The 14,561-nt window shown below is 49.9% G+C and carries 11 protein-coding genes; 10 read left to right on the top strand and 1 reads right to left on the bottom strand.

Annotation, left to right across the window (positions count from 1 at the left end):
* The first annotated feature begins 31 nt into the window (after positions 1-31).
* The 9 genes from DVH26_RS28475 (at position 32) to DVH26_RS28435 (ending at position 10,995) form a co-directional block, all read left to right on the top strand.
* Entirely contained in the window at positions 32-940 is a 909-nt protein-coding gene (locus DVH26_RS28475; RefSeq protein ID WP_379454924.1) for a carbohydrate ABC transporter permease, read from the top strand.
* Positions 940-1,842: a carbohydrate ABC transporter permease gene (locus tag DVH26_RS28470; protein ID WP_239628067.1), complete on the top strand. Its 903-nt coding sequence runs from the start codon at positions 940-942 to the stop codon at positions 1,840-1,842. The genes DVH26_RS28475 and DVH26_RS28470 overlap by 1 nt, the downstream gene beginning before the upstream one ends.
* A 20-nt stretch (positions 1,843-1,862) precedes the next feature.
* Complete coding sequence (locus DVH26_RS28465) at positions 1,863-4,010, top strand: SMP-30/gluconolactonase/LRE family protein (RefSeq protein WP_239628065.1); 2,148 nt, start codon at positions 1,863-1,865, stop codon at positions 4,008-4,010.
* Positions 4,007-6,340 carry a DUF5696 domain-containing protein gene (locus DVH26_RS28460; protein WP_239628064.1) on the top strand — a complete coding sequence of 778 codons (2,334 nt, stop codon included), beginning with the start codon at positions 4,007-4,009 and terminating at the stop codon, positions 6,338-6,340. Before DVH26_RS28465 ends, DVH26_RS28460 begins: the two co-directional genes overlap by 4 nt.
* Positions 6,337-7,203 carry a carbohydrate ABC transporter permease gene (locus DVH26_RS28455; RefSeq protein ID WP_239635517.1) on the top strand — a complete coding sequence of 289 codons (867 nt, stop codon included), beginning with the start codon at positions 6,337-6,339 and terminating at the stop codon, positions 7,201-7,203. The genes DVH26_RS28460 and DVH26_RS28455 overlap by 4 nt, the downstream gene beginning before the upstream one ends.
* Before the next feature lie 17 nt (positions 7,204-7,220).
* Positions 7,221-8,189, top strand: a complete 969-nt coding sequence (locus DVH26_RS28450; RefSeq protein WP_239628063.1) for a carbohydrate ABC transporter permease — start codon at positions 7,221-7,223, stop codon at positions 8,187-8,189.
* 129 nt (positions 8,190-8,318) lie between these two features.
* A complete protein-coding gene (locus tag DVH26_RS28445; protein WP_239628062.1) occupies positions 8,319-9,032 on the top strand; it encodes a response regulator transcription factor in 714 nt (237 codons plus the stop codon).
* Between the two features lies 1 nt (position 9,033).
* Positions 9,034-10,404: a sensor histidine kinase gene (locus tag DVH26_RS28440; RefSeq protein WP_239628061.1), complete on the top strand. Its 1,371-nt coding sequence runs from the start codon at positions 9,034-9,036 to the stop codon at positions 10,402-10,404.
* Positions 10,405-10,443: 39 nt separating this feature from the next.
* On the top strand, positions 10,444-10,995 hold the full coding sequence (locus DVH26_RS28435) for a glycerol-3-phosphate responsive antiterminator (protein ID WP_239628058.1): 552 nt from the start codon (positions 10,444-10,446) through the stop codon (positions 10,993-10,995).
* A gap of 21 nt (positions 10,996-11,016) precedes the next feature.
* On the opposite strand, the gene DVH26_RS28430 is transcribed toward DVH26_RS28435, so the two are convergent.
* Complete coding sequence (locus DVH26_RS28430) at positions 11,017-12,681, bottom strand: glycerol-3-phosphate dehydrogenase/oxidase (RefSeq protein WP_239628055.1); 1,665 nt, start codon at positions 12,679-12,681, stop codon at positions 11,017-11,019.
* 289 nt (positions 12,682-12,970) lie between these two features.
* On the opposite strand from DVH26_RS28430, the gene glpK reads away from it, so the two are divergent.
* Positions 12,971-14,461 carry a glycerol kinase GlpK gene (gene glpK / locus DVH26_RS28425; RefSeq protein WP_239628052.1) on the top strand — a complete coding sequence of 497 codons (1,491 nt, stop codon included), beginning with the start codon at positions 12,971-12,973 and terminating at the stop codon, positions 14,459-14,461.
* Positions 14,462-14,561 lie beyond the last annotated feature (100 nt).

Raw genomic sequence — 14,561 nt, 5'->3', positions numbered from 1 at the left:
CTCTCCGGTCAAACTGACATGGACGGATAAAATGAGAAGTCTCATGTCAGAGATTTGGTCTTACCGTTTATCGTATTTGTTTATTGCTCCGTTCATGTTTTGCTTCATTGCCTTTATCGTAATACCGGTGGTTGCGGCGATCGGCTTAAGCTTCACCTACTTTAACGCCATCGAGCCGCCCCGGTTTATTGGGTGGACGAACTTTCAGAACCTGATTTCACAGGATTTGACCTTTTTGAAATATGCATTGCCGAATACGTTCAAGTTCGCGATTATCGTCGGACCGGGCGGTTATGTCCTGGCCTTTCTCCTTGCATGGTTAATTACCCAGTTACCGGCAAGATTACGCAAATGGTTTGCGCTGGCGATGTATACTCCTTCGCTTACGATGGGTATCGCGATGTCGATCGTATGGCTGCCTTTGCTTTCCGGTGACCGTCTAGGTTATTTGAACAGCGTACTCCTGCAGATTGGTTTTCTCGATGAGCCATTGCTGTGGGTTACAGACAAAAAATATTTGATGAATTCCATGATCGTAGTTACGCTATGGTCGAGTATGGGTGTCGGCTTCCTTGCCATGATGGCCGGTATTCTGAACGTCAATCCGGAGCTGTATGAAGCAGGACGCATTGACGGCATGAAGAGCCGTTTACAGGAAATCTGGTATATTACGATTCCTTCGATGAAGCCGCAGATGCTATTTGGCGCTGTTATGGCTATCGTTTCGACCTTTAAGGCGGGTTCCATCGGTGTGGAGCTGTCGGGACAAACGCCGACTCCGCAGTATTCGGGACATCTCATCATTAACCATATTGACGACTATGGATTTATCCGGTTCGAGATGGGTTATGCAGCGGCAATTTCCGTATTCCTGCTTATCCTGATGTACTTGTCGAATAAATTTTGCTGGGGATTGTTCGGCTCCAAGGAGGATGAATAATGCAAAACGCAGCGGTCTGGTTAAAAAATATCAATCCTTGGAGAAAAAAGTCCAAATTAAAGTCGATGGACACATTTCAAAAAGTACTCGTATTTTTACTTGTCCTATTCTCCATCTTCATGCTGCTTCCGCTCATCTTTATATTTAACCATGCGCTGAAGCCGTATCAGGAGCTCTTTATTTATCCTCCTAACATCTTTGTTAGGGAGCCTTCGTTCCAAAACTTCGTCGAGCTGTTCCTGGTAGCTTCCAGCTCGACGGTACCTGTTACTCGCTATTTGTTCAATAGCTTGGTTATATCGGGAGGTTCGGTTGTTCTCGTAACGATTGTTAGTGCGCTGTGCGCGTATCCGATATCGAAGCATAAGTTTCCGGGTCATAAAATTGTGTTCTCAACTATAATATTGACGCTCATGTTTGCGCCAGAGGCCGTACAAATTCCACGGTACCTTGTAGCGAGCAACCTGGGCATCATGAACACGTATTTAGGCCATCTTTTGCCGCTTCTGGCAATGCCCGTCGGGGTGTTTCTGCTTAAGCAGTTTATGGATCAATTGCCTAACGAGCTGCTGGAGGCCGCAAGGATGGATGGAGCGACGGAAATACACACGTTCTTGCGTATCGTTATCCCTATTGTTATGCCGGCAATTGCAACGGTTGCCATCCTGACGTTTCAGAGCTCCTGGGGCAACGTCGAAACATCCACGTTGTTCATGCAGGACGACGAGATGAAGAACTTCCCGTTCTTCCTGTCCACTCTGACCAACAACTTGGCGAACAACGTTGCGAGACAAGGCGCCGCAGCAGCAGCTGCGATGGTTATGTTCGTTCCGAACCTGATCATTTTCCTTATATTCCAAGGTAAAGTCATAGAGACGATGGCCCATTCCGGGATCAAATAATAGAGAAAGGAGGAAGAACCATGATTGTCAAAACAAGAGGGCGCCGGCCGATGGTTATCCTTTTACTGCTGGCCATACTTGTATCCGTGATGATGCCGATAACGGCTCTGGCTTATGTGCCGTATGATACGAACTATAAGGACGGCTTTGATCAGCTTGTCTGGACGCAGTCCGCGTACACTCCGGTAGAAGTTATGGGACGCGAGATTTACATTCCTGATCCGAAAGATCCGAGCAAAATGGTGCATTCTCCGCTGGTTCAGCCGAAAGGGATTTTCATTGACGATAAAGATAATATCTATATTGCCGATTCCGGCAACAACCGGATCGTTCACCTCGATGAAAAAGGTAATTTCAAACGGATTATCGATGTGAAGGAAAGCCCGATGAAGAAGCCGGAAGGCGTATTTATCAACAAAAACGGTGATATCTACATTGCGGACACCGGTAATAAGCGCGTCATTCGGCTCGACAACAGCGGCAAGCTGATCCGTGAGTTTAAACGTCCGGATTCCAAGTTTTTGCCTGAATCGTTCAAATACGATCCGATCAAGGTTGCTGTAGACAAACGGGGCTTCTTGTACATCGCTACACTAGGCGGTTACCAAGGCTTGCTGCAGCTGGATCCCGAAGGCAATTTCCAAAGCTTCTTCGGAGCCAACAAAACGGAATTTTCCGTTATGGACGCTTTGAAACGGATGCTGTATACCCGTGAAATGTATTTGCGGGAGATCAGTAAGCTGCCAGGTTCGGTCAGCAGCGTAACGATCGACCAGAACGGCTTTATTTACACAGTAACGAAAGAAGTAACCAAAGGGCAAATCAAGAAGCTTAATATCGCAGGTAAAGACTTATTGGCTACGGTCAATGATTCCTCTGCAACAGGCGAGGAGATCAAGACGTTCGGGGAAGTCCGCTTTCCGAGCAGAGATAAGCTGACACCGAAGCTTAACGACTTGACGGTAGACCGCAACGGGAACATTACCGCAATCGACTCGACCTTGAAGTATGTAAACCAATACGATGCGAACGGTAACCTGTTGTTCTTCTGGTCCGGTGATACGAGCGCTTCGGCCTCGAAGCTGGGTGTAGTAAAGACGCCTTCGGCCATCGCATCCAACTCGAAGAACAACCTGTTCATTCTTGACGAGGAAAACAACGTAGTGCAAGTGTTCCGTTTGTCCGAGTTCGGAGAGCTGGTGCACAAGGCGAACCAGCTGACTCAGGAAGGTCGCTACGAAGAGAGCGAAAAGCCATGGCAGGAAGTGCTGCGCCTGAATGCTTATTATACTCCGGCTATGCTCGGCCTTGCCAAAGCGGCATACAAAAAAGGCGATTATGAAACGGCACAAAAGCTGTTCTATGATGCCGGACAAACGCAAGGTTACTCCGATGCGTTCTGGCAAATCCGCTTGAACTGGTTCCAGAAGAACTTCGGTATGCTGATGAATATCTTTTTGGTTGTAGTTATCGGCTATCTGGTGCTGAATAAGTTAACCAAGAAGAGTGCGTTCCGTCAAAAATGGCGCAACCGCCGCAGATCGCAAATTCCTCTGGTTATTCAACTGAAGCATGCGTTCTATATATTGAAGCATCCGATCGACGGATTTAGCGCTATTCGCTATGAAGGAAAAGGAAGCTTCGCAAGCAGCTTCATCATGCTGATTTTGGCTCTGATTTCGTTCTGTATCTATAAAGGCTTTACGAGCTTTACGTTTAACCCGACCATCGTATTGGATGTGAACCTGGTCACTTTATTTTTCCAATTTATGATTCTATGGTTCGCATGGATCATTTCCAACTACTTGATCAGTACCATTTATCGCGGTGAAGGACGTTTCCGGGATGTTGCCTACGGCAGCACCTACGCACTGTTCCCGCTGGCGCTTGTAGGTCTTCCTCTGACGCTCATTTCCAACATCATGACCTTGAGTGAAGATTCGATCTTCTCTTTCTTGCAGGTAGCGATGGTTGTCTGGATCGGACTGCTCATGTTCTGGAAAGTTCAAGCGATGCAGAACTACAGCGTCGGGGAAACGGCAATGAACATTTTCCTGTCACTGGTTACGATGACCCTGCTGGGCGTTCTGGTGTTCATAACCTTCGGCTTAAGCAGTGAGCTGAAAGACTTCTTCTTCTCGATCTATCAGGAGGTGACGATCCGATGAGACGTAAGCGGCACAAAATAGTCCTCTCTGCAACATTGGCTGCGGCGTTAAGCATATCGCTTATCGCTACGCAAACCGTACAAACGATTAATGCGGCGGATCCACCGGCTGCCGGATCGGCGAAGACGGATAACGCAGCTCAGCCGGCTGCCAACACGCAAGCACCTGCACAGGCACCTGCTCAAGCTCCGGCCCAGCAGGCCGCTCAGCCTGTGGATATTAACAAGGTGAAGGCTGAGCTCCCGAGCGATGCGAACTTCAAGCTGGCTGCGCAAAGCGATAAGCTGAAGCTTCTTGTGGACAGCACTACGGGACATTTTCAAGTAGAAGATAAACGGAACGGCGAAATTTGGCGCTCATATCCGAATCCGGATCAATGGCCTCAAGAAACGATTACCGGTACTTGGCGCAACAACTTGCGTTCTCCGATCATGCTGGAGTATATCGATGCGGCTAACTTCAAGTCGCAGCCGAAAATGACCAGCTTGCTCGAGGACAAGGGCGCAGTGGAGGGATTGCAAACGACAGCAACCGGATTTAAGCTGACGTTTAACTTCAAAACCTCCGGCTTCAAAATCCCGGTGGAAGTGAACGTGAAGGATGATTACATTGAAACGAAAATCATCGACAGCGGCATTACGGAAGGCAAGCTGAGCTTGCTGAACCTGAAGCTGTATCCGATGTTCGGAGCGGAGCCTTCTATCGGCCAGGACGGCTATATGGTCGTACCGGACGGCTCCGGCGCATTGATTCGCTTCAAGCAAAAATCAATCAACGACAAGTCGATTTATCGCGAGAACATGTATGGCAGCGACATTTCGTTCTACGCGGAAAGAACGGCGCGCCTCAACGCCACCTTCCCTGTATACGGAATGAAATCCGGCGATAAAGCATTCGTCGCCGTGCTGACAGGCGGAGAAGAATACTCCAAAGTATTCGGTTCCCCGTCCGGGGCATTCGGTATCTCCAACTGGATGACGTCGGAGTGGCAGTACCGGATCAAGTTTTTCCAGAATACGAGCCGGAAAGGAAATGCGGGCTTCTTCACGTACAGTAAAGAACGGTTCACTTCGGAAGCACGCTCCACCCGATATTATTTGCTGGAAAAAGATAAAGCCGACTATGTCGGAATGGCGTCCAAATACCGCGAATACTTAATGAAGGACCAAGGGCTGCAGCAGCTGAAAGTGACATCGAACAAAATTCCGATGTTCCTCGATATTGTCGGTGCCGATATTAAGAAGGGCATGCTGTGGGATAAATATTTGACGGGAACCACGACGTCCGAAGCGATGGAAATGGTGAAGAGACTGTACGGTCTTGGCATCGAGAACATGTCCGTTAACTATCTGGGATGGCAGAAGGGCGGTTACAGCTCGTTCGGCGGCTTGTTCCCTGTAGACAAAAGACTCGGCGGCAACGAGGGGATGAAGCAATTCATCCAGTATGCTCACACGTTGAACGTTCCTGTCTTTCTTGGAGGCAACTATACTTACAATAACAATGAGCGCGACGGCTTTAATCCTAGATACGACGGTATGCGCAACTTGGCGGGAAGACTTCAGGAATTCGAGCAATTTTCCAACCTGGAAAAAATAACGTTAATGAGCCCCGAGTTCTCGGCCCAATCGTTATCTAAGGATTTAAAGGAGTTCAAAGAGCTCGGTGCGGACGGCGTTCACTTCGAGGACGGGATCGGCCGTTTCTTGAACAGCGATTTCAACACTCGTTATCCATCCACTAGAACGGAGACGATGCGCACTCAGCAGGACATGCTGAAGGAAGCTAAAGAAACGCTAGGAAATGTCAGCGTTGAAAGAGCAAACGCGTATACATTGAAGAATATATCTCATATTCACCGCTTCAACGACGATTTCTCTTACGATTTGTTCATTGACGAAGCGATTCCGTTCTATCAGATCGCCATTCACGGATTGGTCACTTATTCCTCCAACTGGGCGAATTTGCGCAATCAGTATAAGACGGAAATGCTTCGCAGTATAGAATATGGTGCAAGCCCTTCATTCATTTTCACTAACGCGCCTTCGGAGGAAATGAAAGGAGCTTACTCCGTCTACTATTACAGCATGAACGTGCATGACTGGGAATCGACAGCAGTAGAGGAGTACCAGCGTTACAACAAGGCATTAGGAGACGTACAGAACAAGTTTATTACCGGACACCGTACCATCGCTCCGAATGTCAAGGAAGTTACTTATGAAGGCGGCAAGAAAGTCATTATTAACTACAACACTACGGCTTACAGCGACGGTAAAATCAGCGTTCCGGCGCAAGACATTGCCGTTGTGGCAGGAGGGGGAAGCCAATAATGCGTAAATTAAAATTGAGCTCCACCGCTCTCCGCAAAGTGGAAGGATCACTGTTTATAACCCCTTGGGTTATCGGATTTCTGGCATTTATCGCTTTTCCTCTGGTGTACTCGTTTTACATGAGCTTCAACCGGGTCAAAATTACAGCCGGCGGCGTAGAATATACGCCGGTCGGACTGCAATATTACCGCGAGATCCTGTTCGCCGATGGCGGCTTGCTGTATAACGATTTGCTTCCGTTCTTGCGCCAGGCTTTAATTATGATTCCGGTTATCGTTGTATTTTCCTTGTTAATCGCGATTTTGCTCAATCAGAAGTTTATTGGCCGTTCGTTTTTCCGGGTTATCTTCTTCCTGCCGGTTATCTTCTCTACCGGTCAAATCATTCAGGAATTTATAACCCAGGGCGAAGGAACGCTGGCTTTCGTACAAGAGTTTGAAATCGGCGGATACATTAATACTTACTTGCCTAAGACTTGGGCGGCACCGCTTAACTCCATTATCAACTCGTTCGTGTTGATTCTATGGAACTCGGGTGTGCAGATCTTGATCTTCCTTGCCGGACGGCAAACGATTTCCACCTCGGTTTATGAAGCGGCGAGGATTGATGGCGCCGATCCATGGGAGACGTTCTGGAAAATCACTTTGCCTGGTTTGACTCCGTTTATTTTGCTGAACCTGATTTACACTGTAGTAGACCTGTTTACGTTTCCGTCGAATCCGATCATTGCTAAAGTCAACACGACCAACTACGGATTATCTAGCGCCCTTGCCTGGATTTACTTTGCTATCGTACTGATCTTCCTGGGGCTTGTATTGTACATTTTCTCCCGGGTAACCAAATCCGCAAGCGGAGCCAAATAGAAAGGAGGCGTAACGGAATGCAGAAAATAGTCAGAGATATTAAAAACGTGCGACTGGATACCCATTCCATCATGCGATGGCTTGGGGCAACCAAGAGAGTGCTCATCGGTAAGGAAGCCGACAAAGGCTTAATCTTCCGCTTGTTCATGTACTTGATTCTGATCGACGTTGCGTTTATTTATATCAAGCCCATTATCTACATGGTAACGACGATGATCAAGGATTCGGCGAACTTGCTGGATCCGGCGGTTATCTGGGTACCGCGCTCATTCTTTATGGGCCATTTGGAGGAAGCTTTCCGCTTATTGAAATATTCGAATGCTTTTTTCATCAGTGCGACAGTGGCTCTGAGCGTAGCGGTACTGCAAGTCATTTCCTGCGCCATCGCCGGCTATGCGTTTGCGCGGCTTGACTTCCCGCTGAAAAAGTTCTGGTTCGTATGCTTGATCTTTACGTTCGTTATGCCGCCGCAGGTTACGATTCTTCCTTCCATCCTGCTGTTTAAGGATTTCGGCTGGATCAATACGTACCTGCCGCTGATCGTACCGGCGGTCTTCGGCCATGGTTTGAAAGGCGCTTTGTTCGTCATCATTTATCGCCAGTTTTTCAGTACATTGCCTAAGGAACTGGAGGAAGCGGCTAAAATTGACGGCGCCAGTGTATACCGGGTGTTTTTCCGGGTTATGCTTCCGATTTCCTCCTCGGCGATTATCGTCGTATTCTTGTTCTCCTTCGTTTGGAACTGGAACGATTTCTACTTCCCGACGATGTATATGTTCGGAGCTAAGGAAGTTCCGTTGTCCATCAGTTTGTCTCGTCTGGCAGCGTCCTTGACGGCTGAAGCGGAGCAAACGGGACCGAGCATTTTTGCAGAGCCGATCAAAATGGCGGCATCGTTCCTGATCATTATGCCGGTCTTGATCGTGTACACCTTTACGCAGCGCTGGTTCGTCGAAGGCGTGGAGCGTACCGGTTTGGTAGAGTAGGAAGGAAGCCTGACTCGATCAGGCTTTTTTCTCTTCCCGATATCCTTGAAAAAAGCCTGAAAAAATCAGGCTTTTTTCTTGTGTAATAACGGTTGGACAAGTAATATGAAGAGATGGGGGGAGTTATCAATGCAAATATTACTTGTGGAAGATGAGCCAAAAATCCGCGAAGTAGTAACCGCTTATTTAAAAAATGAAGGTTGGGAAGTCGATTGTACGGCAAACGGCCTGGAGGCCGTGCAGCTTTTTGACAATAACTCCTACGATCTGGTTATCCTGGATTTGATGCTGGAGGGCTTGCCAGGTGAAGAGGTATGCAAACGAATTCGCGAGAAATCGGTCGTGCCTATCATTATGCTTACCTCCAAATCCCGTGAGAGCGATACGATAGCAGGGCTCAACCTGGGTGCGGATGATTATATAGCCAAGCCGTTTCGTGTAAAGGAAGTCATTGCCCGCATTCATGCATTAACCAGACGTATTCATGCCTACAAGCCGGATAAGGCCAAGGAAACGGTTCTGACGTTCGACAGAGGGCAGCTGGTTATCGACCTGGAAGCGAACACGCTGCTCGTTAGAGGGGTCCATGCGAACCTGACGACCACCGAATTCAAGCTGCTGACGGTATTCGCAGGCAAACCGGGCAAGACTTGGTCGCGGAGCGATTTATCTTATCATGTGCTGGGCTACAGGTTTCAAGGAGACAGCCGGTCCATCGATACCCATGTCAAAAATTTGCGCAAAAAAATCGAGGAAGATTCTAAGGATCCTAAATATATATTGACCTTGGTTGGGACAGGCTACAAATTTGCGGCAGAACCTGATGTGAAGGAAGCTACATGATATGATCCGAGTATTCCGCAAAATGAATGTCATTTTATTTATTACGCTTCAAAGCTGCTTCCTGCTTATTATTTCCGTTATAGCGTACGGATACAATTTCAATTGGCAAAATGTATTCGACCGGTATCAGCAGGATCAGTTGAAGGTAACCGCTTACAAGCTGATCGACGATATGCGAAACGAAGATTTGTCTGTTGGACCTTACAATACGGACCAAAAATCGTGGTTGACCCGAAGAGCGACGCTATACGGCATCCTCGTCCGTTACCAGGAAGACCGGTTTAATGTATGGTTCGATATGTTCAGCCGCGTGCAAAATGAAAAGGACCTCATTATTCAAGAATATCCCGTTGTGGCCAAAGGGGAAATGCGGGGCACGTTAAGAGTCGGCTATTTGAAAACGGTCAATCAGAACGATCCGAACGTAATAGCTTACCAGGAAATGATGCATAAGCGCTCCGCGTATCTTTACGGAATTCTCATTCTGATTTCCATCATCGTCAGCTTCTTCGTGGCGCGTCTCTTGTCAACTCACCTGCACAGGCTGCAGGAAACAGCCAATAAAATCCGTCTAGGCAACTGGGAAGTACAAGCTGCAGTCAAAGGGCCGGAAGAAGTGAGAGGGCTCGCTCTCACGCTGAATGAGCTGTCCAGAGAGCTGAAAAAGCAGGAGGATTGGCGCCATCATCTGATGGAGGACTTGACTCATGAGCTGCGTACGCCGCTTACATCCATGCTATCCCAGCTGGAGGCGATGATTGACGGCATTTACGAAGTCGATATGGAATGGCTGCAGCAAATTTATGATGAGCTGATCCGCCTGACCCGGTTGATGAACGATATGGAAAAGCTGTCGGAAGCCGAAGCGGCCCGATTTACAATTCATATCCGGCGTGTCAACATGGTTCAGCTCGCGCAGAACGTATTCCGCAATTTTCAGCAGATGGCCAAAAGCAAAGGAGTCAAGCTGCAATTCATGCCCACGAATGCTCCGTGCTATGCTGAGGTAGACAGGGATAAAATGATTCAGGTTATTTCCAACATCGTATCGAACGCGATTAAATATACGAATGAAGGCGGCAAAGTGACCATCGGCGTCGACTGGACGATAGATTCCACTATTATCTATTGTGAGGATACAGGAATAGGCATCGGTGCTGCGGACCTGCCGTACGTGTTCAACCGGCTGTACCGAGTAGACAAATCGCGCTCGCGCTTCAGCGGAGGCGTCGGTTTGGGGTTAAGCATTGTCAAAGCGCTCGTGGAAGCGCATGAAGGGAAGATTGAAGTATCCAGCAAGCTGGGCAGCGGCTCGGTGTTCAAGGTGACGATCCCGAACGTGTACAAGTCGTTGGAGCAGCAGCTCGGATGAGCGAATGTGAATGTCATAGACAAGAAGGGGGAAGGTGTAATGAGCTTTTACGGTCAGAGGGTTCTTCCCGCAGTCCGCAAAATGCGCGATTTGGAGCTGCTGCTGAAGAGCCAGTTTCAATATTTGGTGCTGCTGGATATCCATATTTCGCAATTGATGAATATCGTTCAGCTGGCAAGAAGCAGCCAGAAGAAGATGCTGATCCATGCGGATTTAATCCACGGCTTGAAAAATGACGAATACGCGATTGAGTTTCTATGCCAGACGATCAAGCCGGCCGGCGTGATTTCAACGAAAAGCGCCGCTATCGCCACGGCCAAGAAAAATAACGTATTGGCGATACAGCGCCATTTTCTGCTGGATACGACGGCATTGGAAACGACATATAAACTGACGGAGAAGGTCAAGCCGGATTTTATCGAGGTATTGCCGGGGGTTATGCCTCACATTATCGCGGAGATGAAGGAGCAGCTGGGCATACCGATCTTGGCCGGCGGATTGATTCGTACGGTGGATGAGGTGGAGCAGGCTCTCCAAGCGGGGGCGGTCGCCGTAACGACCTCCCGCCGGGATATATGGAGCCATTATTAAACAGGATGGGATGACAGCCAATTAAGCTTCCAGCGGCTGAACCGCATCATGAATGTGCATTTCCAGCAAGCGGGCTTGACGCAGGATCTCTTCGTCCGTCCAGCCGTACAGCTGGGACATATAGGCAATGACGGGCTGCTTCCACTTCTGAACGGAAGCGATATCGAAGTACAGGGCGCCCGTCCGGCGGATGAAAAAGTCCAGCGGGGTCGATACCATCTCGGCCTCGATGCCGTACAGCAGCGACGCAAACCATGTTCCGGGTATCCCGTATTGCTTGGCTTCTTCTTGATGAGCCTGATACAGCTCGAATACACGCCCCGCATTGGAGCCGTAACGCTGAACGAGAACGGCGGCTTCGGCTTCCTTCAAACCGCAGCGCATTCCCTGCTGCACCATTTGCTTGGTGAACTCCTTGAACCCTCTCGAACCGCCGACATCGCCACCGGAGAGCTTAATTTGATCTGTCGTGCATCCCGGGTAGGCGGCATGTCCCTGCTGCTCCAGCTGGTTTGCGACGAGGTTGACGATACGCTCGGCCATTTTCCGGTAACCGGTCAATTTGCCGCCGGCGATGGTAATGAGACCCGATGGCGCGATAAAAATTTCATCCTTCCGCGAGAGCTCGGACGGCGATTTGCCGTCTTCGTGAATTAGCGGACGCAGACCCGACCAGCTGGACTCGACATCCTTAGGGCCTAACTGAAGGGTTGGGAACATAAAGTTCGCCGCGCGCAAAATATAGTCACGGTCCTCCAGCGTCATCCGCGGATGAGCAATATCTCCGTTATAGTTCGTATCGGTAGTTCCGATATAGGTTTTGCCGTCGCGAGGAATCGCAAACACCATCCGTCCGTCCGGCGTATCGAAGTAGATCGCCTGCTTCAGCGGGAACCGTTGGCCGTCGATCACAAGATGGACGCCTTTGGTCAAATGAAGCCGTTTGCCCTGCTTGGAGCCGTCGATCTCCCGGATCGTATCGACCCATGGGCCGGCGGCGTTGACGATTTTTTTCGCGCGAATCTCGAAGCTCTCCCCGCTCAGCTGATCCACCGCACGCACTCCCACCAGCTTTCCTTCCTCGTACAGCAGCTCCTCCGCTTTGGCGTAATTGATAGCCTTCACACCGCGGCGCACCGCTTCTTTCATCGTTTCAATCGTCAAGCGCGCATCATCCGTGCGGTATTCGACGTAATATCCGCCGCCTTTCAGCTTGTCTTTGCGAAGCAGCGGCTCCATGGTGAGCGTTTTGTCCTTATTCAGCATGATCCGGCGCTCCTGCCTGCGGACTCCAGCCAAATAATCATATACGAGCAAGCCGACGGAAGTGGCAAGCTTGCCGTACGTGCCGCCCTCGATGATCGGGAGCAGCATCCATTCCGGCGTCGTCACATGCGGAGCATTCTCGTAGACGATCGCTCTTTCCTTGCCGACCTCGGCGACCAGCTTGAATTCCAGCTGCTTCAGGTAACGCAGCCCGCCGTGGATCAGCTTGGTGGAACGGCTCGATGTTCCTGCGCCAAAATCCTGCATCTCGATGAGACCTGTATCCATACCGCGCGTCCTCGCGTCGAGGGCTATCCCGGCCCCGGTGATCCCTCCGCCAATGACAAGCAGATCGAGCGTCTGCGCAGACAATCTTTGTTTATGCTCCGAACGGTTCGTTCCGGAAAAATTCGTCGTCATGTGATATCCATCCTTTTGGTTAGTTGATTGGTTCAAAGGTTCAAAGCAACAAAAAAGACCGCTAACATGCCTTTGCATAGAAGAAGCTGATTCCAGCCTTCTGCAAAGTATGTTACGGTCTACTCTTAATCTCTGACCAAATTATTAACTTGTTAATTAACCGTATCATATCATGAGACAGCTTGAGAATCAATATAGTTGACAGAGAAAATGTTCCTGTGTTAGATTTCAACTTGAAAACGGTTTATACTGTTACGGAGTTTCCGGAAGCGGCGAGGAGGAGAAATACATGAACAATGAACCCCGTTATGTCGTTGCTATAGATCAAGGAACAACCAGCTGCCGAGCTATCGTGTTCGATAAGCAGGGGACGATAGTCCATACGGCGCAAAAGGAATTTACCCAGTTTTTTCCACAATCCGGCTGGGTGGAGCATGACGCGGAGGAAATATGGCAAACGCAGCTTGACGTATTGCGGCAAGCGGTGCAATCGGTTTCACTGTCCGATATTGCCGCAATCGGCATTACGAACCAGCGGGAAACGACGGTCGTATGGGACAAGCAAACCGGCAAGCCGCTGCATCCGGCTATCGTATGGCAATGCCGCAGAACAAGCGCAATATGCGACGATCTGAAGCAGCGGGGCTGGGAGGACAAGATCCGAAGCAAGACAGGGCTTGTGGTCGACGCTTATTTTTCGGGAACCAAGCTCAAATGGATACTGGATGCCCATCCGGAGATCCGGGAGAAAGCGGCTCGGGGAGATGCGCTGTTCGGCACGATCGACAGCTGGCTGATCTGGAAGCTGACCGAGGGGCGAAGTCATGTCACGGACGTATCGAACGCTTCCCGCACGATGCTGCTCAATATTCATACGGTGCAATGGGACCAGGACATTTTGCAGGAGTTCCAAGTTCCGGAGGCGATGCTGCCGGAGGTGCGTTCGTCCAGTGAAGTGTACGGACATACGACCCTGCTCGGTGACGGAACGGCGGCTATTCCCATCGCGGGTGCTGCCGGAGATCAGCAGGCGGCGCTGTTCGGTCAAGGCTGCTTTGCCGCAGGAACGGCGAAAAATACGTACGGAACCGGGTGCTTCGTCCTGAAGCAAACCGGAGAAAAGCCGGTTCTATCGCAAAAAGGATTAATTACGACGATCGCATGGAAGCTTAACGATAAAGTGTACTATGCGCTGGAAGGCAGCGTCTTCAATGCGGGAACGGTCGTGCAATGGCTGCGCGACGGCATGGGGCTCATTCGGGATGCAGCGGAAACCGATGCTCTGGCATCCTCGGTCGAGCATACCGAAGGCGTCTATTTCGTGCCGGCGTTCACCGGGCTGGGCACCCCTTATTGGGAGCCTGATGCTCGCGGTATGATCACGGGTCTGACAAGAGCTTCGTCCAAAGCGCATCTGGTTCGTGCGGCGTTGGAATCGATCGCCTATCAGAGCGCGGAAGTGCTGAATGTGATGGAGGAGGAGTCGGGCATTCACCTGCGTGAGCTGCGCGTAGACGGCGGCGCGGTGAAGAACAATTTCCTGATGCAGTTTCAGGCCGATCTGCTGGGAGTTCCTGTCGTCCGTCCTCAGGTCATTGAAACAACGGCGTTGGGCGCAGCGCTGCTGGCCGGTCTGGCTGTTGGCTTCTGGAAGGACACGTCCGAGATCGAGCAGCTGAAGGGGCATGGAAGCACGTTCACCCCTCACGGGGACGATGATGAGCGTGAGCGGAAAATGGCCGGGTGGAAGCGGGCCGTTGCCTATCAGGTTCAATCATAATCGGCCGCAGCAAGAGGTCGTCAAGTAAAAGAAACGGCATATAGTCATCATACTACTCATAACCAAGTCCGATTCTCTCTACATCTAATCTGTAGAAGGG

Source organism: Paenibacillus sp. H1-7 (assembly GCF_022354825.1).
In the GTDB taxonomy this organism is placed as follows: domain Bacteria; phylum Bacillota; class Bacilli; order Paenibacillales; family NBRC-103111; genus Paenibacillus_S.
This window is presented reverse-complemented; position numbering and strand designations above follow the sequence as displayed.